The sequence below is a fragment of the Paraburkholderia sp. RL18-101-BIB-B genome (assembly GCF_046026985.1).
GTDB lineage: Bacteria > Pseudomonadota > Gammaproteobacteria > Burkholderiales > Burkholderiaceae > Paraburkholderia.
Window position 1 is genome coordinate 30,296 of the sequence record NZ_JARESV010000029.1, and the last position, 26,546, is coordinate 56,841.

The following is a 26,546-nucleotide window of genomic DNA, read 5'->3' on the forward strand; positions in this document are numbered from 1 at the left end:
TTACGCGCCCGATGCGGCGGAGGCAGGCTGTGCCGTCTGCGCAGCACCGCTGGCGGCCGGCGCGCCCTGAACAGCTGCGCCGGAAGCGGGTGTGGCGGGAAGTTGCGCGGCAACGGCCTTGACCTGCATGCCGGGTTTCGCCTTGTCGGTGCCCTGCACGATCACGCGGTCGCCCGGATTCAGGCCGCTTTCGACCACCCAGTTCGAACCGTACGTGCCCGAGGTCACCAGCTGACGCAACACGACCTTGTTGTCGTTACCGACGACCAGCGCGGTCGGCTGACCCTTCTGGTCGTGCGTGACGCCCACTTGCGGCACGACGAGCGCGTGGTCGTTGACGCCCTCTTCAATGCGCGCGCGCACGAACATGCCCGGCAGCAGCACGTTGTCCGCATTCTTGAAGAGCGCGCGCACCGTGACCGAACCGGTGCCTTGGTCGACCGTCACGTCGGTGAACTGCAGCTTGCCCTTCTCCGAATAGGTGCGGCCGTCTTCGAGAATCAGCGACACCTTGGCGGCGTCCGGACCCGTGGTCTTCAGGCGCCCTTCCTGCATGTCGCGGCGCAGCTTCAGACCGTCGAGGCTCGATTGCGTCAGGTCCACATAGACCGGATCGAGCGTCTGCACGGTGGCCATCAGCGTAGCGGCGCTTGCTTGCACGTAAGCACCGGGCGTGACCTGCGAGATGCCGACCTGGCCGCTCACCGGCGACACGACATCCGTATAGCCGAGATTGATCTGCGCCGTGTCGACTGCCGCCTTGCCCGCGGCGACGTCAGCCGCGGCCTGGCCTTCCGAGGCCACCGCATTGTCGTAGTCCTGCTTGCTGACCGCGTTGGCGGCAACCAGCACCTTGAAGCGATTGGCCTGCGCGGTGGTCGACACGAGGTTGGCCTGCGCCTTCGCCAGCGTCGCCTTGGCGTTATTCAGCGTGGCGATGTACGGTGCCGGATCGATCTTGTACAGACGTTGGCCTGCTTTGACCTGGCTGCCTTCCGTAAACTCGCGGCGCAACACGATGCCGTCGACCCGTGCGCGCACTTGCGCGACGAGGAACGCACTGGTGCGGCCGGGCAATTCGGTGACGACGGGCACGGCCGTCGGCTGGACGGTGACGACCCCAACTTCGGGCGTTTGTTGCGGCGGAGCAGATTGTTTTGGTCCGCACGCTGCCAGCAATACGGCAGCCGTCGCGGCACTAATTAAGCGGAATGGAACCCGTTCGACGCGCATGGAGCGACCTCTGTCAAAGACTGAGAATGAAAAAGTGCGCGCATCCCTACCCCGGGGACGACAGCGCACACATGCGTCTTGCGACGCTTGACCGGACACCCGCGGAAGCACACCGAACCTGCAGGGCATCCTGAGCGAAATGCGCCATACCGGGGAAATGCCGCACGGCGCCGCCCGTCTGGGCACGGCGCGAAGAGCGTTTTGAAAGGCAACAGTGACGGATATTAACGTTTCGTCACGGCTTGGGCTATCCGATCGTGGGATGCTATTATATATACATTCACGAATGCATGTAAAAGTGCGTTTATATCTCTTGCTGGCGGGGGGCTTGCAAGAACGCTTCACAATTCGCTCAACGGTAGACGGATTGTCATCGGGCGTACTTAAAAACGCTCGGGAAAACCCCACAATCAGGGCAGGTCATTCCAACATGGTCAGAAGAACCAAAGAAGAGGCGCAGGAGACGCGCAACAGCATTCTCGACGCGGCCGAACGGGTTTTCTTCGAGAAAGGCGTATCGCGCACGTCGCTTGCCGACATCGCGCAGGCCGCCGGCGTCACACGCGGTGCCATCTACTGGCACTTCGCACATAAGAGCGATCTGTTCACGGAAATGTTCGACCGCGTGCTTTTGCCGCTGGACGAACTCAAAGCCGCTTCGCAAGATCCCAACGAGCCCGATCCGCTTGGGCGTCTGATGGAAATCTGCACGGTCTGTCTGCGCGACACCGCCAATGACCCGCGTCGCCGGCGGGTGTTCGACATCCTGTTTCTGAAATGCGAGCTGGTCGAGGAAATGGGCCCGGTGATGGTCCGCTATCAGACCAACATGCGCGAAGGGCTCAAGAAAATCGAGGGCGGTCTGCGCAACGCCATCTCCAAGGGGCAACTGCCCATGGATCTGGATACGAAGCTGGCCGCGGCGATGGTGCATGCGTTTGTCAGCGGCTCGCTGCGCGACATGCTGTTTCTGCCCGACGCCACGGATTTCGGCGCCCATGCCGTGCAGATGGTCGAAGGGATGTTCGACGCGCTGAAGCTGAGCCCGGCGTTGCGCAACGGGCATGCACAGCGGACGGGCGGCGGTTAGTTATCTGTCTGGCGCACGGGGCCTATGCAAAAAAGGCGGTCGGGTGAGCAACCCGGCTGCCTTCGTTTCATGCGCAGCGGCGTGGTGCCGCATCCTTATATAGCAGCCGCTCGAAGCGGCCGCCGCCCGCGACGTTTTTACGCCGCGGCCCGCGTGGCCCGCGCCTTCTGGTTCGACGCATAGATATTGCCGCGCTCCAGCAGCGCCCCGCTGTGCACCGCCGCGATCCACTCCTCCGTGCTCGCCACTGCCGCGAAGCGCGATTGCAGCACTACGCTGAACACCCGGTGGATGTCCTGCGCGCTGGCGAAACCCGCGCTGTTCTCATACGGCACCGAACCCGTCGCGTCGTGCAGGAATTCGACAGCAAGCCCTGAGTGAACCGCGTGGTTGATGGTCGACGCGTCGCAGTTGTGGGTCATGTAACCGGTCACGGTCAGCGTGTCGATCTGGCGCGCGGCGAGCCAATCGGCCAGATCGGTGCCGGTGAAAGCGCTTGGCAGCGACTTCTCCACGTAATGATCGCGAGCCCGCTCGCCCACCACCGGATGCAGCTCCGCCGCGCTGCTGCCACGCGCGAACAACGGCGAGCTGGCCGGCGCGAAGTTCTGCACGACCACCACCGGCACGCCGGCGGCCCGAGCCGCATCCATCGCGCGGCCGATGTTGGCGAGCGAGCTATGCACGTCCGGGTATTCGATCGGCAGATCGCCGGTCACGTATTCGTTCTGTACATCGATGACGATTAGCGCGCGGCGCGGTGTGGTCATGGCAAGACTCCTCGGTCGGGTAAAGGGGCCGCGCGGACGGTTCCGGTTTGGACTCGGCAGAGCAGCGGCGATGACTGCATTGTTCCTCCACGGCCCACTTCACGACAGCGACCCGAATGACAAGATTCGCTAGAATCGGGCCATCGACGGATTTCACGAGGTGATCGATGGCCACGCCCGCTTCCGCTTCCTCTGCCGCGGCACGCGGCGAACCGGCCCGCCACGTTGTCGCGGTGGTCGCGGTGGTCGCGTTCGACCGCATCAGTCCGTTCCATCTTTCGGTCCCGTGCGTGGTGTTCGGTGAGGACCGCAGCGGCGGCGGCGTGCCGGGCTTCGACTTCCGCGTCTGCGCCGCCGAAACGGGCGCGCTCACTACGACCGCCGGCTTTTCGATCGCCGTCACGCATGGACTCGAAGCGCTCGCCGACGCCGACACGATCATCGTGCCGAGCTGGCGCGACCCGGCCGAAACGCCGCCCGCCGCGCTGCTCGACGCGCTGCGCGCCGCCCATGCCCGCGGCGCGCAACTGGTCGGGCTTTGCCTGGGCGCGTTCGTACTCGCGGCCGCCGGCATCCTCGACGGCCGTCCGGCGTCGACGCACTGGGCGTGGGCCGACGACTTCGCGCGCCGCTACCCACGCGTGCGGCTGGACCCCAACGTGCTGTATGTCGACGACGGCAACGTGCTGACCTCGGCCGGCACCGCCGCCGGCCTCGACTGCTGCCTGCATGTGATGCGCAAGATGTGCGGCGCTGACGTCGCGAATCACGTGGCGCGCCGGCTGGTCGTGCCGCCGCATCGACAAGGCAATCAGGCGCAATACGTTCAGCAGCCGATGCCGCCGAACGTGCGCGGAGACCGGCTGTCCGGCCTGCTCGATTGGGTGAGCGGCAATCTGGCGTTGCCGCATACGCTCGACACGCTGGCCGGGCGCGCGCTGATGAGCCGCCGCACCTTCACGCGACGCTTCCGGCTCGCCACCGGCACGACCGTCGGCGCATGGCTGCTAGCGCAGCGGCTCGCTCGCGCGCAGCAATTGCTGGAGAGCACCGACGAGTCGGTGGAAGCGATCGCGGGGATTGCGGGCTTCGGCTCGACCGCTTCGCTACGGCAACATTTCGCGGAGGCGTTCCGCACGTCGCCGTCGGCATGGAGAAGGGAGTTTCGCGGCGTGTGAGTGCGAGTGCGAGTGCGCGACTGCAACGCTACTCAGCCGACGACGTTTCGTAGCAAGCCACCGGGATTTCGTAGTCGCATCGGCGCGACAGCGGCGCAACCCGCCGCGCGCGCCACAACTACGGCAAGCTCGAAAATCAATGCTCGCTAAGCCAGCGCGCCACATACAACAGCAGCGCGACCAGAAAGATCATCGCAGCCCAGGCCCAGTTCGGGACCGCGTGCGGACTGGGCTCGTGATGCGGGACCCCATGCGACACACCATGTGCGCTTCCGTGTGACGCGCTGGCCGCACGCCCAGGCAGCGCATTGCCGTGATCCGACCGCACGCGCCGCGCGATGCTGCCGAGCGCGATCGGCCGCAAAAACACATGCTGGCGGCGCACCGCCGAACCCCGCGCGCGATTCGGACCTTGCCCATGCTTGGCGCGCACGACGGCGTCGAACTCGGTGAAAAAGTCGTCGGCCAGTTGATGCAGCGCGTTTTCGAGTTGCCGCGTCGGCAGTTCGGCGAGCGGGCCGGAGGAGGTCGCCCAGATCGTGTAATCGATCCGCGTGCCGCGCTCCCGGTCGGCGCCGTGCGTGCTTTCATCCGCGCGCAAGCGCACTTCGATCTGGCCGCGTAACGCGCCGATGCCTTCGGCCCGGGCCTTGAAGTTGATGGTGCGGCGCTGCGCGTCCGCCGGTCCGGAATCCTGGCCGGCCACGTGGGCACGCGCCTGGTAGCGCGCGCGCAGCGGGCCGAGCGGCACGGTCATGATCAGTTCGTATTCGCCGTGCGCAAAGCGTGTGAACGACTCGCAGTTGTCGAGGCTGGCGCGCAGTAGCGCAAGGTCTTGCAACGCGTCCCAGACGTCGGACGGCGCAAGCGGAATCCGTAACGCGTCGTTCAGTTCCATGGCAGCCTCCCCGATGAACGCGCGACAGCGGGATCAAGACGTCTGATCGATGCGGTCGACGCGCGATGCGTAAAACGCAAGATACCCTTTGATCTTCATCGCCGACTCGAGCGGCGTTTCATAACTCCACACGGCGTTCTCGATCAGGCCGTCTTCCGTGCGCAGATGGAAGTACGACGCGTCGCCTTTGAACGGACAGTGGGAGCTGTGCGTCGAGCGTTCGAGCCGGGCCATGTTCACGTCCGAACGCGGGAAATAGAACACGTCCGGCAGACCGGTTTCCGACAGTGTCAGCCCCGCCTGCGTATCGGCCATGGTCACGCCGCCGTGGATCACGCGCACCCGGTGATTGTTGCCGGTGATCGCGATGGTGTGCCCGCCCGCGCTCGCGCCGGGGCTCCCGTGAGGTGTCAAGGCATCGCTCATGTCTCGGCTCCGTGATGGTGTGCGGTCGTGCAAACAGTAAAGCCACGGGGTGCGCCCGTGGCTTCATTATCGACCAAAGTCCGGCCGATTGCGCGGCCTTCCTGCACGGCGTGCGGCGCTGACCACACCGCTGCGCAGAACGGCGTCGCGCTTATTGGGTGTTCCAGTAGAACGCGGTCTTGGCGGTGCCCTTGGCCGGGATCGTCACCGGTTTGGACTGGTCGCGATCCTTGTATTGCGCATGGACCGTGTAGCGGCCCGGGCGCAGTCTGACCAGCATGTACGGCCCACGCGACGTGGTGCTCAGCACTTCGCCGTTGTGCGCATCGACCACGCGCACGTGAACGTCGGCGAGAAAGTCGGAGCCCGGCCCTGTGAAGCGCAGCGACAACGGCCACTGGCTTTGCGCCTGCTGCAATGCCTTCGATTCGTCGAGACCGACGCCGCCCGACACGAACGAGACATCGCCCTGCTGCTGGATTTGCGGCAGGCCGCCGCCATTGGCGTTGCCCGCGCTGGTTTCATCGGTGGTCGTGCCGCCGGTCGTATCGCTTGCCTGTGCATACGCGCCACCCGCCAGACCGAGCGTGAGCGCTGCGGCAACCGCAGCGGCTACGATCCTTCGCTGATTGCGTTGGGTTTTCATCGGTTTGCTCCTTGTTGAGGTCTTATCCCTGCTTCCCCGGGATCCCGCGATGGGCCCGGATCAGGGCAGACGCAACCTGCGTGCCAAGCTGCCGGCCGCGTCATCTGGAAACCGCCGCGCGCCGCACCGGGTGGCGCGCAGCGCCTTACTTCGATGCCAGGATATAAATGAAAATTGCCGATCCGCTGGCAGTAACTGCAACGGACCGGCAAGCATTACTTCAATTCGCGGGCGGATGAGGCGGAGCGTCGGTCAAACTGTCAGCCGGACGAGCGATCGGGCCATCCAGCCCGCGCGGCACATCAGCCGAGATCGACCGGCACGAAGATCTGCGCGTTGTCCCGCTGGATCAGCAACGCGATGCTGTTGCCGGCACTGGCGATCACCTGCTTCAGTTGATCGACGCTCGAAATGGGGCGGCCGTTGACCGCGAGAATCACGTCGCCCGGCTGGATGCCGGCGCTTTCCGCCGCGCCGCCCGATTGCTGCACCAGCAGACCATGCGAGACCGACGCGCCGCTCTTCTCTTCCGGCGTCAGCGGCCGCACCGCCACGCCGAGCCGGCCTTGCATCTGGGCCGGCTGATCGGCCTTGTCCGAGGCGACCTTCGCATCCGACAACGAGCCGATGGTCACCTTCAGGTCCTTGGTGGCCTTGTCGCGCCAGACCTGCACGGTCGCCGAAGTGCCCGGCGCCAGACCCGCGACCTGCGACGGCAGATCGGACGAGTCGCCGACCGGTTCGCCGTTCACCGACAGGATCACGTCGCCCGGCTGCAAACCGCCCTTGGCCGCCGGGCCGCCCGGATCGACCGAGCTGACCAGCGCGCCTTGCGGCTTCTGCATGCCGAACGAATTGGCGAGCGTCTGATTCATGCCCTGCACCGCCACGCCGAGTCGGCCGCGGCTCACGTGACCGGTCTTGACGATGTCGTCCTTGACCTTGATCGCCTCATTGATCGGGATGGCGAACGAAAGGCCCTGGAAGCCGCCCGTCTGCGAATAGATCATCGAATTGATACCGATCACTTCGCCTTGCAGATTGAACAGCGGTCCACCCGAATTGCCAGGGTTCACCGGTACGTCGGTCTGAATGAACGGCGTGTAGTTTTCGTTAGGCAGCGAGCGCGACTTCGCGCTGATGATGCCCGAGGTCACCGTGTTGTCGAAACCGTAAGGCGAGCCGATCGCGACGACCCACTGGCCGACCTTGCTCTGACGCGGATCGCCGATCTTCACGGTCGGCAGATTGCTTGCGTCGATCTTCAGCACGGCAACGTCGGACTGCTTGTCGGCGCCGACCACCTTCGCGCGGAATTCGCGCTTGTCGGTCAGCTTCACGGTGACGACGTTGGCGCCGTCCACCACGTGCGCATTGGTCAGGATGTAACCGTCATTGCTGACGATGAATCCCGAGCCCAGGCTCGCGCTCGGCTGATCGGGCGCATCGCCGCCGTCGCCGCCGCCTTGCATGCCCGGCATGCCGCCGAAGAAGTGCTTGTAGAACTGGTAGAACGGATCGCTCGGATCGATCGGCAACTGATTGCCGCCGCCGTTGCCATTGCCGGGATTGCCGCGCAGCGCCGTCTGCTTGACGACGTGCTTCGCGCTGATGTTCACCACGGCCGGACCGTAGGTTTCGACGAGGCCCGAGAAATCGGGAATGCCGGTTTTGGCGGCGGCTTCAGCGGGCATCATCGCGGCCTGCGCCGGCGAGATCACCTGCGGCGCGGGCACGTCGCGATGCCCCGCCACATAGCCGGCGGAAAGCGCTACAGCGACGGCTACGGCAACAGCGCTGCGGGACAAGGTTTTCGCGTTCATCGTGTACTCCTGACTGGGAGAAAGAGACTTTGGATGTCTCGAAGCGTACGTGGCATCGCTTAAAAGAGTCTTAAGCAGCGACAGATCGCTTTCATCCCGTTTTGAGGCCTGTTTAAGCCTCGTTTAAGCCTCTTTACGAACAGAACCCGTTGCTTTCAGAAACGCACGGTGACTTGCAAACCACCCGCGGGTGATTCGTCGAGCGACACGGCAGCATGATGCTGCACGGCGATGCGACGCACGATCGCCAGACCCAGGCCGCTGCCCGCCACGTCGGTACGCACGCGATTCGCGCCTGCACCCGCGCGATAGAAACGGTCGAACACGCGATCGCGTTCGGCCGGCTCGATCCCCGGTCCGCTGTCGGCGATCCGCACGACCGGGTGGCCCTCTTCGACATGCAGGCCGACATCCACGCGTCCGCCGCGTGGCGTGTATTTGGTCGCGTTATCCACCAGATTGTTGAACATCACGCGCAGCGCGTCGGCATCGCCGATCACGGTGGCGGATTCGGTCGCCTCGATGCCGAGATCGACGCCGCGATTCAGCGCAAGCGGCGCGTAAGCCACCACGCACTCCTGCAGCAGCGCGCGCAGATCGATCGCGTTGGTGGCGGCGAGGCCGTCCGGTTCGGAACGCGCGAGCGCCAACAGTTGTTCGGCAAGTCGCGTGGCGCGCGTCACGCCGGCTTGCAGATCGGCGAGCGCTTCGCTGCGGCCGGTGTCGTCCTTCGCGCGCGCCACCAGTTGCGCCTGAATCTGCACGGCGGCGAGCGGCGTACGCAATTCATGCGCGGCGTCGGCGACAAATGCTTTCTGAATATCGAGCGCGGTCGCGAGTCTTTCGAGCAGACCGTTCAGCGCGCGCACGAGCGGCTGCACTTCGAGCGGCAGACGCTGGTCCGGCAACGGATCGAGCGCCTCGGGGTGACGCGCGTCGAGCGCGCTGGTCACGCGCCGCAATGGCCTGAGTCCGCGTCCGATAACCACCCACACCGCGAGTCCCAGCAACGGCAGCAGCACGATCAACGGCCACAGCGTACGCAGCGCCACATTCGCGGCGAGCCGGTTGCGCACGGAAACCGGCTGCGCCAGCTGCACCACGTTATCGCCGACGATCGCGCCATACACGCGCCACTCGCCGCGCTCCGTGTGCTCGGTCGAAAAGCCGAGTTCGGCGCGCGGCGCGAGCGGCGCACGCGGACGCGAGTAGTACATCAGCACGCCGTTGCGATTCCAGATCTGCAGCACGATGCCTTCGTCGCCGGTGTCGCGCGAACCGAGCACTTGCGAGAACGGTTCCGACGGCAGCGCGGCGGCGATCTGCTCCAACTGGTAATCGAAGAGTTCGTTGGCTTCGGCAAGCGCTTGCCGGTAGATGAGCCAACCCGCGATGCCGACGCCGAGCAGCACCAGCGCCAGCAGCCAGACCAGCAATTGACGGCGAATCGAACGCATCGGCTCAGGCGTCCTTCGCGATCATGTAGCCCAGACCGCGCACGTTGCGGATCAGGTCCGCGCCGAGTTTCTTGCGCAGCGCGTGAATGTAGACCTCGACGGTATTGCTGCCGATCTCCTCGCCCCAGCCGTACATTTTTTCTTCGAGCTGGCTCTTCGAGAGCACGGCGCCAGGCCGCGCGAGCAACGCCTCGAGCAGCGCGAATTCACGCGCCGACAACGCGACCGGCGCGCCGTCGAGCGTCACCTGATGTGACGCGGGATCGAGCGTCAGGTTGCCGTGGCGGATGGTCGAATCGCTGCGCCCCGACTGACGCCGGATCAGTGCGCGCATGCGGGCGCCGAGTTCGTCGAGATCGAAAGGTTTGACCAGGTAATCGTCGGCGCCGGCGTCGAGGCCTTTGACGCGATCCGCCACGGCGTCGCGCGCGGTCACGATCAGCACCGGCAGCGCATGGCCGCGCGCGCGCAGCGTGCGCAGCACGTCGAGACCGTCGCGTTTGGGCAGGCCCAGGTCGAGCAGCACGAGATCGTAAGGCTGGCTGCCCGCCGCGCTGAGCGCGGCTTCCCCGTCTTCCACCCAGTCGACCGCGAAGCCTTCGCCGCGCAGTGCCTTGCGCACGCCTTCGGCGATCATCCGGTCGTCTTCGACTAGCAAGATGCGCATGGTTATCCGTTCCGAATCGTTCGATGATGCCGCATTCTAGCGCCCGCCCCCGCCATGCGCGCCGCGTGGCGCATTTTCCACCGCAGCCTGGCGGCAACTCTCTACAATGGGCGCTTTGCTTCGCGCGGCCGGTATTTTTGTCCGCGCGCCAACGCGATCCTTCGGCGCCGCCGGGATTGCCGCGTGCCCCACGCCCTGACATTTTGCTTTTTCGCCCGTCCATGACGCACGCTTTTCTGTCTTCTCTCGCACGCCGCTTCAACACTGTCGCCCTACGTCCGCGCTCCGCTTCTGCTTTGACTGCTTCTGCTTTGACTGCTTCTGCTTTGACCGCTTCTGCTTTGACCGCTTCTGCTTTGACCGCTTCTGCTTTGACCGCTTCCACTTCTTCCACCACTCGTCTGCCGCGCCGGTTCGCGCCGCGCGCGAGCGCCTGGCTGCTCGCTTGCGCCGCGCTCGGCTGCGGCGCGTCGCTGCCGCTTGCCGCGCAGGCTCGCGTCAAGGCCACGCGTCCGAGCGTCAACGTCACCACTGTCTTGCCGCAATCGGTGATGGTCGGCTTGCAGCGCGCGCACGTGCCCTTGTCGTCGATCAGCGTGGTCGTGGAGAAAGTCGGCGACCGCACGCCGATCCTCGCACTGAACGCGGGCAAGCCGATGATGCCCGCCTCGACGATGAAACTCGTCACCACCTACTCGGGCCTGTCGATACTCGGCCCCGACTACCGCTGGCGCACGAGCGCCTACGCGGACGGCACCATCGACGCCAACGGCGTGCTGCATGGCAATCTCTACATTCAAGGCACGGGCGATCCGAAGCTCGTGCCGGAAGAACTGATCGACCTCGTGCAGAAGATCCACAAGGCGGGCATCAGCGGTATCGACGGCGCGCTGGTGCTCGACAAGCGCTACTTCGATTCGTCCACGCGCGACCTCCCGCCGTTCGACGACGACGCCACCGCGCCGTACAACGTCGGCCCCGATCCGCTGCTGTACGCGTTCAAATCGCTGTCGTTCACGCTGACGCCGTCGCCGGACGGCAGCGTCGCGATCGACGTGTTGCCCGCGCTTGCGCAATTGCAGATCGACAACCAGATGCATGCGGTGAACGGCCCGTGCCGCGGCGATGCGGCATCCGTGTCGCCGACCGTCACGCCGCAGCCGAACGGCACCGTCGTGGCCTCGTTCAACGGCGACTATTCGATGCGCTGCGGCCCGCGCACGATCAACGTCGCGGTGCTCGATCACTCGGCGTTTTTCGCGGGCGGTTTTCTCGCGCTGTGGCAGCAAACCGGCGGGACGTTCAGCGGCGCGACGCGCGAAGGCGCCGTGCCCGTCGGCGCCAAACTGGTGGCGACGCACCAGGGGCCGATGCTGTCCGACATCGTTCGCGACATCAACAAGTTCAGCAACAACACGATGGCGCGCAATCTGTTCCTGACGATCGGGGCGGCCGAGGAAAAAGGGCCCGCGACGACCGCCAAATCAGCGCGTGCAATCCAGGCGTTTCTGCGCCGCGACAGCATCGACATGGAGTATCTGACGCTCGACAATGGCTCGGGCCTCTCACGCGACGAGCACGTCACCGCGCTCGCGCTCGCCGATCTGCTGCAGCGGGCCAACGCGAGTCCGGTCGCGCAAGTGTTCGTGGAGTCGCTGCCGATCGCGGGCGTCGACGGCACCATGCGCAACCGCTTGACCAACCAGGGCGCGGGAGGCAATGCGCATATCAAGACCGGCACCTTGCGCGACGTGCGGGCGATCGCGGGCTATGTGGCGTCGGCTGACGGTAACAGTTACGTGGTCGTCAGCCTGATCAACGATCCGCATTCGGAAGCCGCGCGCGCCGCGCACGACGCGCTGCTCGAATGGGTGTATCAGGGGCCGTCACAGGGCTTCACCAAGGTTTCCGATCCCGTCGTCGAACCGCGCAGCAGCAAGCCCAGGAAAAACCCGCACAAGCGTGGCGCTCACTGAGTGTTCCTTCTAGCGAAGCCGCGCGCGGCAACGTCCTAAGCGTGTACGCTGTCGGGCAGTGTTTGAGGCGCGCGTAAAACGCTGGACGTGGCGCCGGGGCCTGCATCGGTTACGGTCCCGCTCGAACAATAACGACAACACCCGCTGCGCACAGCGCGGCGGCCAGGGACCACGGAGGAAGACACAATGCAATTCGATGCCGAATTGCTGCTGCTCGCCATGGCGCCAGTCTTTCTCGCATGCATCGGCTGGGAGGCGTGGCACCTGCGGCGCACGCAGCCGGGCGCGCAACTCTATAGCTGGCGCGACACGCTCTGCAACGCCGCGCTCGCACTGATGCAGCAAGCCGCCGACAAGCTCGCGTGGCTCGCCATCATCCCTGTCTACGCGTTTTTCTACGATCACTATCGCGTCTACACGTGGCAGGCGAGCTGGGTCTCGTTCGTCGTGCTGTTTGTCGCTCAGGATCTGCTCTACTACGTGTTCCATCGTTGCAGCCATCGCGTGCGCTGGCTGTGGGCCGCGCATGTCGTGCATCACTCGTCGGAGCGCATGAATTTTTCGACCGCGTTCCGCCAGAGCCTGATGTATCCGATCGCGGGCATGTGGCTCTTCTGGACGCCGCTTGCCGTGCTCGGTTTTCCGCCGACGCAGATCGTCGCGATCGTGCTGATCAATCTCGGCTTTCAGTTTTTCGTGCATACGCAAGCCATCGGCAAACTCGGCTGGCTCGAATACGTGTTCAACACACCGTCGATCCATCGCGTGCATCACGCGCGCAACGACCGCTATATCGACCGCAACTATGCCGGCGTGCTGGTGATCTGGGATCGCCTGTTCGGCAGCTACGTCGACGAAGATCCGCGCGATGCGCCGGTCTACGGCATCGTCGAGCCGCTTCACACTTACAACCCGCTGAAGGCGACGTTTCACGAATGGGCGTCGATGGCCGTCGACTTCGCGAGCGTGCGCGGCTGGCACGACAAGCTGCGCGCATTGTTCGCGCCGCCCGCATGGGCTGCGGATTATCACGCGCGGCGCGCCGCCGGTTCATCGGTATCGCGCGTGGATTCAAGTGAAAATTCAGGCGAGGCAACTCGCGTGAAGCAAGACCATACGGCCGCGTTTCAAACACCACGCAGGCCGTAGAAGATTCTGTAAGCTGTCGTCACGCCGCTCAAGCGGTGGGCGCTGCCTGCAACACATGGCATAAGGGCCACACATACGAGGAGATGTAGTCAACATGAAGCAAACAGGATCGAGGAAACAACATTGGCTGCGCGTGACGCAGATCGCCATGGCCAGCACGGCGTTCGCCCTGCTCGCGGCTTGCGGCGGGGGTAGCGACAACAACAACAATGCGAGCAGCACGCCTGCGGGCGGCGTCAAATTGCAGGTCGTGTCGTTCGGCGACAGCTTGTCGGATGTCGGCACGTACGCGCCGGTGATTCAGGGGAGCTTCGGCGGCGGCCGCTTCACGACGAACCCGGGTGAAGTGTGGACCCAGAAGGTCGCTGAGTACTACGGCGACACGTTGACCGCAGCGTACCTCGGCGGCTTCGGCAAGCCGCTGGTCGCAACGGGTGGCTTGGGCTATGCGCAAGGCGGCTCGGACGTCGTCAATGCTCAAGGCCAAGGTTGGGCGCCCAACAACATGGCCGCGACGACCGTACCGGTGGTGACGCAGGTGGCCAACTACCTGGGCGCGCACACGAGCTTCAACGCTAACCAGCTCGTGCTGATCAACGGCGGTGCGAACGACATCTTCCAGTTCGCGGGGACCACCGCCAATCTGACGGCGCTCGGCGCCGCGCTACAGACGCAATATCCGCTGCTCGTGCAGGCCGGCAAACTGCCGAACTCGCAGGCAGGCCAGGTGGCGTTCATCGTCGGCTACCTGCAGCAGTTGGCCAACCCGCAGATCGCGCAGGCCGCCACCCAGCTCGCCGCGCAAGTCCAGAAAATCGTCAACTCGGGCGCGACTCACGTGGTGGTGTCGACGGTGCCGGACATCGGCAATACGCCGCTCGGCGTTGCAACCAACGTGAGCACGCCTGGCACGGCTGCACTGCTGTCAGGGATTACCGCGGCGTATAACTACCTGCTGGTCCAGAACCTGACGGCACTCGGTCTGGTGGGTACGGGCAAGGTCATCGTGGCCGATGCGTTCACGTGGATTGATCAGCAGTTGCCGAACTACCAGGCGCTGGGCTTCACGGTATCCAACACCGGCACGGCTTGTAACCTGACGTCGATGCAGAACAACGCAACTGCGTACGCTACAGCTAATCCGAGCGCGACGAATGGGCTGACGCCGGCTCAGTATGGCGCGCAGTTCGGCTCGTCGCTGTTCTGCTCGCCGCAGACTTATACGGTGGCTGGTGCTGACCAGACTTATATGTTTGCGGATACGGTTCATCCGAGCACGCATCTACACGCGTTGTTCGCGCAGTATGTGCAGCAGCAGATCGCAGCGACTGGGTTGGGGAAGTAAATTGAGGAGGGCCGCGCTGCGGGTGGGGGTTTGCGGCGTGGCCTTTTCTTGATCTGGGATTTTGGCCTTTCCTTGATTTGTTATTGGTCTATTAGCGTCACCCCTGTGCGGGGCGGCACTTACTTTCTTTGCTTGCCGCAAAGAAAGTAAGCAAAGAAAGCGGCTTCACACCGCCAGCTCATAAGCGGATCCCTCGCACAGTCATGGTAGTGGCACATCTGGAATCCGTCGTGTCGCACTTTCCACCCAAGTGACAAGGCAGTCATTCTTCCGGCGGCGCTGCGCGCGCCGATGGACACTTCATAAACCGTCTGCTGGTTTTTGCTCTCGCGTATTGCCCGGCGGCAGGGACTGTCATTGCGCCCGCTGCGATTTCGTCACACCGGACTCGCGCAGAGTTGGGATTTGCCTATGAGCGCACTACCGACTCGGCGAAGCGAAGCCGTTCGTCCCGCGACGCAAAGCGAAGCCTTGTTTTCCCATGCATACCCATCCGCGACGCACGTAGTGCGGAGTGGGAGCTGATGAGCGCATTGTCAGTCACGGTGAATATGCGAGAACACGGATTCCAGATGCACCACTACCGCGACTGCGCGAGAGACCCGCTTAAGAATTAGCGGTTTGGGCCGCTTTCTTTGCTTACTTTCTTTGCGGCAAGCAAAGAAAGTAAGTGCCGCCCCGCACAGGGGCAACGCTAATAGACCAATAACAAATCAAGGAAAGGCCAACACCGCAAGCAACCAGACAAAAAGCGCCCGACGAGCAAAAACCCCAACCCATCACCCTTGCGCTTCAAAAGCAGCCGCAGCGCGCCCTAACCGATCATTAACAGCGATCCACTCAATCGTATCCGGCAGCTTCTCAATCAGAATCCGCGTGACATTCGCGCGATCGAGAGCCCTCAGCAAGCCATACAGTTCACGCGCATAGACATGCGGATCTTCAGGTGCAGCAATGAAATGCACGCCTTCAGCATCGGCCCAATGCCCAGCACGCGACGCGCGCGCCACCAACGCCACGCGCTCATCCTCTTGCCGCGCGGCAAGCAAAGCCTCCAGCGCGACGAACGGCAATAGCGCCAACGGCGTGCGCGGCGCGTAGTGCGCCTTCAGCGTGCCGGAAGCCCGCGGCGCGGTCGCATCCGAGCCGTCCGGCAGGCGCGGCGCCTCGCCAAGCACGTCGGCGATATCTTGCGGGGTCACACGCCCCGGCCTCAACAGCGCCGGAAAGCCGCGCGACAAATCCAGAATGGTCGATTCGATACCGACGTCCGACGCGCCGCCGTCCAGCACATGAATCGCGTCGCCGAACTCGTCGCGCACATGTTGCGCCGTCGTCGGGCTCACATGTCCGAACCGATTCGCCGACGGCGCCGCCACGCCGCCATGCCCGTTGCGCAATGCGCTGAACGCCTCGAGCAATGCTTGCGCGACAGGATGCGACGGGCAGCGCAGCCCCACTGAATCCTGCCCGCCGCTAACTGCCGCAGGAATGCGCGCGGCGCGCTTGAGGATCAGCGTGAGCGGCCCCGGCCAAAACGCGTCGATCAATCGCTGCGCCTCCGCGGGCAAATGCTCGACCCAGTAGTTCGGATCGCCTTGCGGCGCGAGATGCACGATCACCGGATGATTCGCCGGCCTGCCCTTCGCCGCGTAAATGCGCGCAACCGCGTCGGGACTCTCGGCGTCGCCGCCGAGACCGTACACCGTCTCCGTAGGAAACGCGACCAGGCCTCCCGCGTCGAGCAGCGCCGCCGCGTGTTCGATCTGCACGGCGCTCACAGGCAATGCGCCCTCGGCGGCTTTCTGTTGATCCGGCATGGCGCTTGTGTCAGCTCGTGAGGATGTGCAGCAGCCGCGCGCAATCACGTCCGGCCGTGCGGGCTTCTTCGAGCGTGGCCGCCGTGAAGTTCACGTGACCCATCTTGCGGCCGCAGCGCGCCTCTTCCTTGCCATACAGATGCAGACGCGCTGCCGGCATAGCGGCGACTTCGTGCCACGGCGGCGTGACGGCCGCGCGCTTCGGGCCGTCCGGAAACCACACGTCGCCGAGAATGTTCAGCATGACGGCCGGTGAATGCTGGCGCGTGTCGCCGAGCGGCATGCCGGTCATGGCGCGCACCTGCTGCTCGAACTGGCTGGTCGCGCAGGCGTCGACCGTGTAGTGGCCGGAATTGTGCGGGCGCGGCGCCATTTCATTGGCCACCAGCGAACCATCTTCGAGAATGAAGAACTCGACGCACAGCACGCCCACATAACCGAGCTTGTCGGCGATTTGCAGCGCGGCCTGTTGCGCCTGCTGGACCAACGTGGGACTCGCGTCGGGTGCCGGGACGATGGTGTGCGACAGCACGCCGTCGCGATGCGTGTTCTGCGCGAGCGGATAGACCACCGACGCGCCGCTCGCCGCCCGCGCGATCAGCGCGGACACTTCGAACTTCAATGGCAAACGCTTTTCCAGCACGCACGGCACGCCGCCGAGCGACGCATGCGCCTCACGTACTTCCTCCGCGTTGCGCACGCGAATCTGGCCTTTGCCGTCGTAGCCCATGCGGGCAGTCTTGAGAATGCCCGGCAGCACGGCTTCGAGCTTCGTGTCGTCGAGCGCGGCCAGCGCATCCGACGATTCGATCACCACGTGAGGCGCAACCGTCACGCCCGATGACGCGATGAAGCGTTTCTCGGCAATGCGGTCCTGGGCCACGGCGACGCAGCGCCCAGCCGGACTCACGAAGGTAGTCCGCGCGAGGAAGTCGAGGCTCGCGGCCGGCACGTTCTCGAATTCGGTCGACACCGCCGCGCACAGCCGCGCGAGTTCGGTCAGCGACGTTTCGTCGTCGTAGGCCGCGCGCAAATGGCGGTCGGCAACGGCGCCCGCCGGACTGTTTTCGTCCGGATCGAGCACGGCGACGCGGTAGCCCATGGCCTGAGCGGCGAAACAGAACATGCGGCCGAGCTGGCCGCCACCGACCATGCCAAGCCATGCGCCGGGCAGAATCGGTGAAACCGGTGTGTTGTCTGGGTTCATCTTAGTGGTCGGTCGCGGCCGGGTGCTGTGTGCAATGCGTGCGTGCAATGCGATGGCAGGCACCCGGCCGGGGGTCGGACAGGGGGACGTCTTCAAGCAATCAGTCTGTGCGCTTACAGCGCCGGCAACACCATGGCGTGGGCCGCTTCGTTCTGGCGCACGCGGAACGCAGCCAGTTTCTCCGCATACTCGTCGCTCGTGCCGCTCAACAACGACACCGCGAACAGCGCCGCGTTCGCCGCGCCTGCTTCGCCGATCGCAAACGTGGCGACCGGCACGCCCTTGGGCATCTGCACGATCGAATGCAACGAATCGACGCCCTTCAGGTACTTGCTTGCCACCGGCACGCCGAGCACCGGCACCGTGGTCTTGGCGGCCAGCATGCCCGGCAGATGCGCCGCGCCGCCCGCGCCGGCGATGATCGCGCGAATGCCACGCTCACGCGCGCTTTCAGCATAGGCGAACATTTCGTCGGGCATGCGGTGCGCGGACACGACCTTCGCTTCGTAGGGCACGCCGAACTCCTGCAGAATGGCCACGGCGTTCTTCATGACTTCCCAGTCGGAACTGGAGCCCATCAGCACACCGATAACCGGCGCGCCATGCGTATGGGCGGTTTGTGCTTCACTCATCTTACGGCTTCCTTGTTTCTTGAGAGCGCCCCAGAACCTGTCCCTTCGCGCCCGGCCCCGAACGGGTGACCCGCAAAGGGGACTTACTGCGCGGCGGAAAATTTGCGGGCGGCCCCGCGCTTTCTCACGCGGAGCAGATCCAACCGGTGCGCGTAATCAGGCGAGCTTATGTCCGGTCAGGCGTTCGAGCGCTTCCTGGTACTTCTCGCCCGTCTTCGTGACAACGTCGTCCGGCAACTTCGGCGCCGGCGGCTCTTTCTTCCACGGCTGGGTTTCGAGCCAGTCGCGCACGAACTGCTTGTCGAACGACGGCGGATTGGTGCCGACCTGATACTGGTCGGCCGGCCAGAAGCGCGACGAATCCGCGGTCAGCGCCTCGTCCATCAGATACAGCTTGCCGTGGTTGTCCAGACCGAATTCGAACTTCGTATCCGCGATGATGATGCCGCGCGTGGCCGCGTAATCAGCGGCTTCCTTGTACAGCTTGATCGAGATGTCGCGGATCGTAGCCGACAGTTCGGTGCCGATGCGGCGCTCCATCTCGTTGTAGGTGATGTTTTCGTCGTGATGGCCCATTTCGGCCTTGGCTGCCGGCGTGAAGATCGGCTCGGGCAGCTTCTGCGCGTTCTGCAAACCCGGCGGCAATTCCACGCCGCACACCGAACCGGTTGCCTGGTAGTCTTTCCAGCCGCTGCCGGCCAGATAGCCGCGCACCACGGCTTCGACGAGAATCGGCTCGAGGCGCGTCACGACGACCGCGCGGCCCTTGACCTGCTCGACTTCGTCCGCCGCCACCACGGATTCGGGCGCGACGCCCGTGAGGTGGTTCGGCACCACGTGCTTGAGTTTCTCGAACCAGAAGTTCGCCATTTCATTGAGCACGCGTCCCTTATTCGGAATCGGCTCGCCCATGATGACGTCGAACGCCGACAGACGGTCGGTCGTGACGATCAGCAACTGGTCGTTGCCCACCGCATAGTTGTCGCGGACTTTACCGCGGCCGAGCAGCGGCAGCGAGCGGAGCGTGGATTCGTAGAGGGTAGACATCGTCGTGGTTCGCTAAAAGTGAGGCAAAAAGTGTGACCGGAACAAAAGGGAAACGCCGTTCCCCGGATGATGCGGGAACGGCGATCGAACGACAACCTGGCCAAACGGCCAGGTGCAGTGCATGTTGATAGCTTAGCGGACGACTTGCGCGAGCTCGCCCGATTTGTACTTCTCCGCGATTTTATCAAGCGTGACCGGCTTGATCTTGCCGGCCTGGCCTTCGCAGCCGAATTGCATGTAGCGCTCGACACAGATCTTCATCGCCGCTTCGCGCGCCGGCTTCAGGTAATCGCGCGGATCGAACTTACCCGGGTTGGTCGCCATATAGCGGCGGATCGCACCGGTGATCGCCAGACGCAGGTCGGTGTCGATATTGACCTTGCGCACGCCGTTCTTGATACCTTCCTGGATTTCCTCGACCGGCACGCCGTAAGTTTCCTTCATGTCGCCGCCGAATTCGCGGATTTCAGCCAGCAGTTCCTGCGGCACCGACGACGAACCGTGCATCACCAGGTGCGTGTTCGGAATGCGCTGGTGGATTTCCTTGATGCGCTGGATCGACAGAATGTCGCCCGTGGGCTTCTTGCTGAACTTGTAGGCGCCGTGCGACGTACCGATCGCGATGGCCAGCGCGTCGCACTGGGTCAGCTTGACGAAGTCGGCAGCCTGCTCCGGATCGGTCAACAGCTGCTCGCGCGTCATCGTGCCTTCCGCGCCGTGACCGTCTTCCTTGTCGCCCTTCATGGTTTCCAGCGAACCGAGCACGCCCAGTTCCGCTTCCACCGTGATGCCGATCGAGTGCGCCGCTTCCACGACCTTGCGCGACACGTCCACGTTGTACTCGTACGAAGCGACCGTCTTGCCGTCGGCTTCGAGCGAACCGTCCATCATCACGCTGGTGAAACCGCTGCGGATTGCCGCCATGCAGACCGCCGGCGACTGCCCGTGGTCCTGGTGCATCACGACCGGAATATGCGGATACGACTCGACCGCGGCTTCGATCAGGTGCCGCAGAAACGCTTCGCCCGCGTACTTACGCGCGCCGGCCGACGCCTGCATGATAACCGGAGCGTTGACCTTGTCGGCCGCCGCCATGATTGCCTGCACTTGCTCCAGATTGTTCACGTTGAATGCCGGAAGGCCGTAGCCGTTTTCAGCGGCATGGTCCAGCAGTTGACGCATTGATACGAGAGGCATGCTGTAACTCCATAGATTGAAACGAATTCTTGTGCCGTCGGCATCTTTTGGGCGATTTTATCGCGAAGCAAGCTGCATACCCGTTCACACATTCTCTAAAGCGCGGCGCGGTCCTTGCCGCTGCAACGCGCGATTTGAGCCTGTGCGCCGCCTCTCGCGGAGCATGCCAGCCTGCTTCGCCCAATCAGACCCGTGCCGATCGAGCAGTCTGCTGTGTCGATCGGAGCTAGCGCTTCAGCGCTTTGTCGATCCGGAGTGAGTGCTTCAGCACTGACTCCGGTCCCACGCAGCGCGCTCCGATCCCACGCAGAATGGTTGCTGCATGGTCAATACGGTTCGCCGACCCGCACGATCTTCAGCGTATTCGTGCCGCCGGCCTGACCCATCGGCTCGCCGACAGTCAGCACCACCATGTCGCCGCGCGACGCGTAACCCTTGCTGACCACGGTCTCCAACGCCTGCTGCAACGCGGTGTCGCGGTCGGTGTTGGTGTCCAGATGCAGCGAAGTCACGTTGCGGTACAGCGCCATGGCCCGCTCGCTGCCGACCCGCGGCGTGAGTGCGAAAATCGGCACGTGGGTCCAATGGCGCGACATCCACAGCGCGGTCGAGCCGGATTCGGTCAACGCCACGATCGCCTTCGCGCCGAGATGAAACGCCGTGAACAGCGCACCCATCGCGATCGACTGGTCGATCCGCGTGAACGTGCGGTCGAGGAAATCCTTGTCCAGTTCCGACTGCTCCGACTTCTCGGCTTCGATACAGATCGCCGCCATGGTCTCGATGGTCTGCACCGGATACTTGCCCGCCGCCGATTCCGCCGACAGCATCACCGCGTCCGTGCCGTCCAGCACGGCGTTGGCGACGTCCGACACTTCGGCGCGGGTCGGCACCGGCGCGTGGATCATCGACTCCATCATCTGCGTGGCGGTGATCACGAACTTGTTCGATTCGCGCGCCATACGGATCATCCGCTTTTGCAGCGCGGGGACTGCGGCATTCCCCACTTCCACGGCCAAGTCGCCGCGCGCGACCATGATGCCGTCCGATGCGTCGAGGATGCCTTGCAGCGCCGGAATGGCTTCCGCGCGCTCGATTTTGGCGATCATCTTCGGCTTGATGCCGAACGGCGCGCCGGCGATGTTCGCCAGCTGGCGGGCCATTTCCATGTCGGTGGCGTTCTTCGGGAACGATACCGCGACATAATCGACGCCGAGCGACATGGCGGTGCGAATGTCTTCCATGTCCTTGGCGGTCAGCGCCGGCGCGGACAAGCCGCCGCCCTGGCGGTTGATACCCTTGTTGTTCGACAGCTCGCCGCCGATCTTGACGACCGTGTGGATCTCATTGCCGATCACGCGCGAGACGTTCAGCACGATCAGGCCGTCGTTAAGCAACAGCACGTCGCCCGGTTTCAGGTCGCGCGGCAGGTCTTTGTAGTCGAGACCGGCGCGCTGCTCGTTGCCGAGTTCGCAGTCGGCGTCGAGGATGAACGGCTCGCCGGCGACGAGCATGATCTTGCCGTTTTCAAATTTGCCGACCCGGATTTTCGGGCCTTGCAGGTCTGCCATGATGGCGACTTCGCGGCCGGCCTGGCGGGCCGCCTCGCGCACGAAATCGGCGCGCTGGCGATGGTCGTCGGCGGTGCCGTGCGAGAAATTGAGCCGCACCACGTCCAGCCCCGCCTGAATCATTTGCAGCAGGATTTCCGGCGTATTGGAAGCCGGGCCGATGGTGGCGACAATCTTGGTGGCGCGATGCATGAGTCTCCTCGTCTGGGTGAGATCGCTGGAAAGAGCGCTGCGAGTCGGATGCGGAGGCTGCGCACCGAAGGATGCTGCCGGGGGCTGCGCGCCGGTTGAAACCAGCGTCGCTTTATAGTGTGAAGCGGTATTCGATACCAGCACGGGGGGCGCCGGTTGAGGGGCGAGTTCTTCGTCGGGGAGTTCTGCGGATGGCGAGGCGGTCTGCACAGCATCTGCGCTGGACAATTCCGCTGCCTCACTGGCAGTGGTCAATTCCGCGAGCGCGAGGGGCGACCCGGATTTTTCTTGCTGCTGGCTAACTGAACCGACCGCGGCATCAACCGCAGATTCGGCCGCTGCCGGAGTGGCGGCGGAGCGCGCCGCGCGCTCCCCTGCCGTTGCTGCTGCAGTGTTGCGCGGCTTGCCGCCACGCGCTTTTGCAGACTTTGCCGTTGGGGAGCGCGTCGCCACGTTAAGCCCGCGATTCCAGAACTTCGACGGCCGGCAGCTTCTTGCCTTCGAGGAACTCGAGGAAGGCGCCGCCGCCCGTCGAGATATAGCTGACCTTGTCGTGGATGCCGTACTTGGCGATCGCCGCAAGCGTATCGCCGCCGCCGGCAATCGAGAACGCCGACGACTTGGCGATGGCGTCCGCGAGCGTCTTCGTGCCGTTGCCGAACTGGTCGAATTCGAACACGCCGACCGGGCCGTTCCACACGATCGTGCCGGCCTTTTCCAGTTGCGCCGCGAGCACCTTGGCCGTTTCCGGTCCGATGTCGAGAATCATGTCGTCGTCTTGAACGTCGGCGACGGCCTTGACCTCGGCCTTGGCGGTCGGCGAAAACTCCTTGGCCGTGACCACGTCGGTCGGGATCGGCACAGAGGCGCCGCGCGCTTTCGCGGCGTCGATAATGGCTTTGGCTTCGTTCAGCAGATCGGCTTCGGCGAGCGACTTGCCGATCTTCAGGCCGGCGGCCAGCATGAACGTGTTGGCGATGCCGCCGCCCACGATCAGTTGATCGACCTTGTCGGCGAGCGACTTCAGAATGGTCAGTTTGGTCGACACCTTCGAGCCGGCGACGATCGCCACCAGCGGACGCTTCGGCGCGCCCAGCGCCTTGCCGAGCGCTTCGAGCTCGGCGGCCAGCAACGGGCCGGCGCACGCGATGGGCGCGTATTTGGCGATGCCATGCGTGGTCGCTTCGGCGCGGTGCGCGGTGCCGAACGCGTCGTTCACGTAGATGTCGCAGAGCTTCGCCATTTTTTGCGCGAGCTCGTCGGAATCCTTCTTCTCGCCCTTGTTGACGCGGCAGTTTTCCAGCAGCACGACCGAGCCCGGCGCGACGTTCACGCCGTTTTCGACCCAGTTCGCCACCAGCGGCACGTCACGGCCAAGCAGTTCGGCCAGACGCTTCGCAACCGGCGCCAGCGAATCTTCCGGCTTGAAGTCGCCCTCGGTCGGACGGCCCAGGTGCGACGTGACCATCACGGCGGCGCCTGCGTCGAGCGCAGCCTTGATGGCCGGCACGGAGGCGCGGATACGGGTGTCTTCGGTGATGTTGCCTTGATCGTCCTGCGGCACGTTCAGATCGGCGCGGATGAACACGCGTTTGCCGGATAGCTTGCCTTCGGCGATCAGATCGGAGAGACGCAATACCTTGTTCATGGGCGTGTGTGTGCGAGTTGATGAGAAGGCGGTGGCGGACGACGCGCGGCACTCAAGCGCGGTGAACTCCAGCGCTCAGGCACGGCAGCGGCTCCACTGAATCGGGTGCCGGCGGCAGGGCCGCGGCCCGCGCGCCTTGCAGCGGCGCGCTCATCCCGGAAACAACCATTTTAACTGATCCACACAGCCTTCTGACCCGCGACCGGGCGAATGTCCCGTATTTGGAGGATACGGCGCCGATTCCGCAACGCAACATTTCCCGCTTCTTCAATCACATGAAGAGGCGCAACAACGTGAACACAACCATTCCGACGACAATCGTGCCGAGCATGGTGCGCCGCCACAAAAACCACGCAAGACCTGACAGCGCGGCGTAGAACTCATGGTTCGACGGCGCGAAGGACAGGCCGTCGGGCGTTGCCAGCACGTCCGGCAGGACCACGGCGGCGAGCGCCGCGGCCGGCGCATAGCGGAGCATGCGCTGAACCCGCGCCGGCAAAACGGTGCGCTCGCCGCCGATTAGAAACATCGCGCGTGTCAGGGCGGTGACGACTGTCATGCCGAAAATGGCCAGCCAGATCTGTGTGGATGTCATCGGGAATCTCCGGCGCTGTTACGGATGCGGCGCAAGTCGGCGCGCTCGACCATCAGGTCGGCGGCGCTGCCGGCGACGATCGCCGCGATCACCGCGAGCGGCAGCGCGAGCCGGTACGGCAGGTCGAATGCGAGCAGCGACACCACGCCGGCGACGCTGACCGCGACCAGCGTGGAGCGCGTCGCGATCGCCGACACCATGATGGGCAGCAACGCCAGCGTGCCCGCCAGCGCGAGGCCCCAGTTATCGGGAATCAGGCTCGCCAGCAAAATGCCGGCAATCGACGACACCTGCCACGACAGCCAGCTGCATATCGCCATGCCCCAGAAATACGCTTCCTTGCCCGGCACATAGCCGGTCGGGAAGCTCTTCTTCTGGAACAGCAAATAAATCACGTCGCCGTTGAAGTAGCCGAGCACGATACGCCGCCACATCGACAGATAGGAAAAATGCGGCGCGAGACCAACGCTGAAGATCACGAAACGCGTATTGACCATCGCTGCCGTGAGCAGCACGGTCCAGACCGGCAGCTTGGCGGCGAGCAGCGGCAGCACCGCCAGTTGCGACGACCCGGCGTAGCAGAGCAGCGACATGGTGAGCGCCTGCGGCAACGTGAGCACCGATTTGCTCATGGCAATGCCGGTGACGAGGCCCCAGGAGAAAATCGCCATCAGCGTGGGCGAATAGTCGCGCGCGCCTTCGCGGAAGGCACGGCGATCGATATCTGACAGGCGAGCGAGCATGGGGGCGAAACGCGGGCGCGCAAGGGCGCTGCAACGATGGGAAGTCAGCGCCAGGTCGTCAAGCACCCGCTGGCGCATTCGGATTTGAATTATGCGTGTGCCGGATTATAGCGTCCGGAATACGGCCAAATGCCCGTTCCGTGTGCAAAAGACGCTAAAATGACGTCCTCGCTACGCCCCGAAGGAAGTCCCCTTGGGGCACACCTCACTGGAAAACACCGGACCGTCCCAGGTTTTCCTGCCCCGTCGGGGCCTGACGCGAAGCGCCAGGTGTGGGGCACTCATAACGCACCAGTTGGAGAATCGTATGTCAATGGCCGACCGCGACGGCAAGATCTGGATGGATGGCAAGCTCATCGACTGGCGCGATGCCAAGATCCACGTGCTTACCCACACGCTGCATTACGGCATGGGCGTCTTCGAGGGCGTACGCGCCTACAAGACGGCGGACGGCGGCACCGCGATTTTCCGGCTGCAGGAACACACCAAGCGTCTGCTGAACTCGGCCAAGATCTTTCAGATGGACGTGCCGTTCGACCACGAAACGCTCGCCGCCGCGCAATGCGAAGTGGTCCGCGAAAACAAGCTCGAGTCCTGCTACCTGCGCCCGATCATCTGGGTCGGCTCGGAAAAGCTCGGCGTGTCGGCCAAGGGCAACACCATCCACGTGGCGATCGCGGCCTGGCCGTGGGGCGCTTACCTCGGTGAAGACGGCATCGCCAAGGGCATCCGCGTGAAGACCTCGTCGTTCACGCGCCATCACGTGAATGTGTCGATGGTCCGCGCCAAGGCGTCGGGCTGGTACGTGAACTCGATCCTCGCCAACCAGGAAGCCATCGCCGACGGCTACGACGAAGCGCTGCTGCTCGACGTGGACGGTTACGTGTCGGAAGGCTCGGGCGAAAACTTCTTCCTTGTGAACAACGGCAAGCTGTACACGCCGGACCTGTCGTCGTGCCTCGACGGCATCACGCGCGACACGGTCATCACGCTGGCGCGCGACGCGGGCATCCAGGTGATCGAAAAGCGCATCACGCGCGACGAGGTCTATACCTGCGACGAAGCGTTCTTCACGGGCACCGCCGCCGAAGTCACGCCGATCCGCGAACTCGACAACCGCACGATCGGCTCGGGCGCACGCGGCCCGATCACCGAGAAGCTGCAAACAGGCTTCTTCGACATCGTGAACGGCAAGAGCGACAAGTACGCGCACTGGCTGACCAAGATCTAACGCGC

23 protein-coding genes are annotated in these 26,546 nt (G+C 64.3%); 6 read left to right on the forward strand and 17 right to left on the reverse strand.

What is annotated here, in order from left to right:
• Positions 1–1,233 (reverse strand): efflux RND transporter periplasmic adaptor subunit, encoded by a 1,233-nt coding sequence (locus P0D73_RS30730; protein WP_132373278.1) that lies wholly within the window; start codon positions 1,231–1,233, stop codon positions 1–3.
• 430 nt (positions 1,234–1,663) lie between these two features.
• On the opposite strand from P0D73_RS30730, the gene P0D73_RS30735 reads away from it, so the two are divergent.
• Positions 1,664–2,323 (forward strand): TetR family transcriptional regulator, encoded by a 660-nt coding sequence (locus tag P0D73_RS30735; RefSeq protein ID WP_408287820.1) that lies wholly within the window; start codon positions 1,664–1,666, stop codon positions 2,321–2,323.
• Positions 2,324–2,460: 137 nt separating this feature from the next.
• On the opposite strand, the gene P0D73_RS30740 is transcribed toward P0D73_RS30735, so the two are convergent.
• On the reverse strand, positions 2,461–3,093 hold the full coding sequence (locus P0D73_RS30740) for a cysteine hydrolase family protein (protein WP_408287663.1): 633 nt from the start codon (positions 3,091–3,093) through the stop codon (positions 2,461–2,463).
• 167 nt (positions 3,094–3,260) lie between these two features.
• On the opposite strand from P0D73_RS30740, the gene P0D73_RS30745 reads away from it, so the two are divergent.
• Positions 3,261–4,271, forward strand: a complete 1,011-nt coding sequence (locus P0D73_RS30745) for a helix-turn-helix domain-containing protein (protein WP_408434305.1) — start codon at positions 3,261–3,263, stop codon at positions 4,269–4,271.
• Positions 4,272–4,407: 136 nt separating this feature from the next.
• On the opposite strand, the gene P0D73_RS30750 is transcribed toward P0D73_RS30745, so the two are convergent.
• From P0D73_RS30750 to P0D73_RS30775, 6 genes are all read right to left on the reverse strand, one after another.
• Entirely contained in the window at positions 4,408–5,169 is a 762-nt protein-coding gene (locus P0D73_RS30750; protein ID WP_408287668.1) for an SRPBCC family protein, read from the reverse strand.
• Between the two features lie 33 nt (positions 5,170–5,202).
• Positions 5,203–5,595, reverse strand: a complete 393-nt coding sequence (locus P0D73_RS30755; protein ID WP_132373270.1) for a DUF427 domain-containing protein — start codon at positions 5,593–5,595, stop codon at positions 5,203–5,205.
• 151 nt (positions 5,596–5,746) lie between these two features.
• The gene (locus P0D73_RS30760) at positions 5,747–6,241 is read right to left on the reverse strand and encodes a peptidase associated/transthyretin-like domain-containing protein (protein WP_132373268.1); all 495 of its coding nucleotides are present in this window, start codon (positions 6,239–6,241) and stop codon (positions 5,747–5,749) included.
• 302 nt (positions 6,242–6,543) lie between these two features.
• Entirely contained in the window at positions 6,544–8,064 is a 1,521-nt protein-coding gene (locus tag P0D73_RS30765; RefSeq protein ID WP_132373266.1) for a DegQ family serine endoprotease, read from the reverse strand.
• A gap of 155 nt (positions 8,065–8,219) precedes the next feature.
• On the reverse strand, positions 8,220–9,521 hold the full coding sequence (locus P0D73_RS30770) for an ATP-binding protein (protein ID WP_408287674.1): 1,302 nt from the start codon (positions 9,519–9,521) through the stop codon (positions 8,220–8,222).
• Positions 9,522–9,525: 4 nt separating this feature from the next.
• On the reverse strand, positions 9,526–10,188 hold the full coding sequence (locus P0D73_RS30775; RefSeq protein WP_132373262.1) for a response regulator: 663 nt from the start codon (positions 10,186–10,188) through the stop codon (positions 9,526–9,528).
• 221 nt (positions 10,189–10,409) lie between these two features.
• Here P0D73_RS30775 and dacB point away from each other — a divergent pair, with 221 nt between their 5' ends.
• The 3 genes from dacB (at position 10,410) to P0D73_RS30790 (ending at position 14,658) form a co-directional block, all read left to right on the forward strand.
• On the forward strand, positions 10,410–12,164 hold the full coding sequence (gene dacB, locus P0D73_RS30780; protein WP_408434308.1) for a D-alanyl-D-alanine carboxypeptidase/D-alanyl-D-alanine endopeptidase: 1,755 nt from the start codon (positions 10,410–10,412) through the stop codon (positions 12,162–12,164).
• A 186-nt stretch (positions 12,165–12,350) separates the two neighbouring features.
• Entirely contained in the window at positions 12,351–13,313 is a 963-nt protein-coding gene (locus P0D73_RS30785) for a sterol desaturase family protein (protein ID WP_408287678.1), read from the forward strand.
• A gap of 94 nt (positions 13,314–13,407) precedes the next feature.
• Positions 13,408–14,658, forward strand: a complete 1,251-nt coding sequence (locus tag P0D73_RS30790) for an SGNH/GDSL hydrolase family protein (RefSeq protein ID WP_408434311.1) — start codon at positions 13,408–13,410, stop codon at positions 14,656–14,658.
• A 779-nt stretch (positions 14,659–15,437) separates the two neighbouring features.
• Here P0D73_RS30790 and P0D73_RS30795 read toward each other — a convergent pair.
• From P0D73_RS30795 to P0D73_RS30835, 9 genes are all read right to left on the reverse strand, one after another.
• Positions 15,438–16,478: an L-threonylcarbamoyladenylate synthase gene (locus P0D73_RS30795; RefSeq protein ID WP_408181861.1), complete on the reverse strand. Its 1,041-nt coding sequence runs from the start codon at positions 16,476–16,478 to the stop codon at positions 15,438–15,440.
• Between the two features lie 10 nt (positions 16,479–16,488).
• A complete protein-coding gene (locus P0D73_RS30800; RefSeq protein WP_408181859.1) occupies positions 16,489–17,685 on the reverse strand; it encodes a 5-(carboxyamino)imidazole ribonucleotide synthase in 1,197 nt (398 codons plus the stop codon).
• A gap of 113 nt (positions 17,686–17,798) precedes the next feature.
• Positions 17,799–18,317 (reverse strand): 5-(carboxyamino)imidazole ribonucleotide mutase, encoded by a 519-nt coding sequence (gene purE, locus P0D73_RS30805; protein ID WP_132373250.1) that lies wholly within the window; start codon positions 18,315–18,317, stop codon positions 17,799–17,801.
• Between the two features lie 156 nt (positions 18,318–18,473).
• Positions 18,474–19,364: a phosphoribosylaminoimidazolesuccinocarboxamide synthase gene (locus P0D73_RS30810; RefSeq protein ID WP_408287686.1), complete on the reverse strand. Its 891-nt coding sequence runs from the start codon at positions 19,362–19,364 to the stop codon at positions 18,474–18,476.
• 132 nt (positions 19,365–19,496) lie between these two features.
• A complete protein-coding gene (fba, locus tag P0D73_RS30815) occupies positions 19,497–20,561 on the reverse strand; it encodes a class II fructose-bisphosphate aldolase (RefSeq protein ID WP_132373248.1) in 1,065 nt (354 codons plus the stop codon).
• Positions 20,562–20,887: 326 nt separating this feature from the next.
• Positions 20,888–22,324: a pyruvate kinase gene (gene pyk / locus P0D73_RS30820; RefSeq protein ID WP_408181853.1), complete on the reverse strand. Its 1,437-nt coding sequence runs from the start codon at positions 22,322–22,324 to the stop codon at positions 20,888–20,890.
• A 454-nt stretch (positions 22,325–22,778) separates the two neighbouring features.
• On the reverse strand, positions 22,779–23,972 hold the full coding sequence (locus P0D73_RS30825; protein WP_408181851.1) for a phosphoglycerate kinase: 1,194 nt from the start codon (positions 23,970–23,972) through the stop codon (positions 22,779–22,781).
• 271 nt (positions 23,973–24,243) lie between these two features.
• Positions 24,244–24,567, reverse strand: coding sequence for an AzlD domain-containing protein (locus tag P0D73_RS30830; protein WP_408287690.1), 324 nt, complete (start codon positions 24,565–24,567; stop codon positions 24,244–24,246).
• The gene (locus P0D73_RS30835; protein ID WP_132373240.1) at positions 24,564–25,310 is read right to left on the reverse strand and encodes an AzlC family ABC transporter permease; all 747 of its coding nucleotides are present in this window, start codon (positions 25,308–25,310) and stop codon (positions 24,564–24,566) included. Before P0D73_RS30835 ends, P0D73_RS30830 begins: the two co-directional genes overlap by 4 nt.
• 307 nt (positions 25,311–25,617) lie before the next feature.
• On the opposite strand from P0D73_RS30835, the gene P0D73_RS30840 reads away from it, so the two are divergent.
• The gene (locus tag P0D73_RS30840) at positions 25,618–26,541 is read left to right on the forward strand and encodes a branched-chain amino acid transaminase (protein WP_132373238.1); all 924 of its coding nucleotides are present in this window, start codon (positions 25,618–25,620) and stop codon (positions 26,539–26,541) included.
• Positions 26,542–26,546 lie beyond the last annotated feature (5 nt).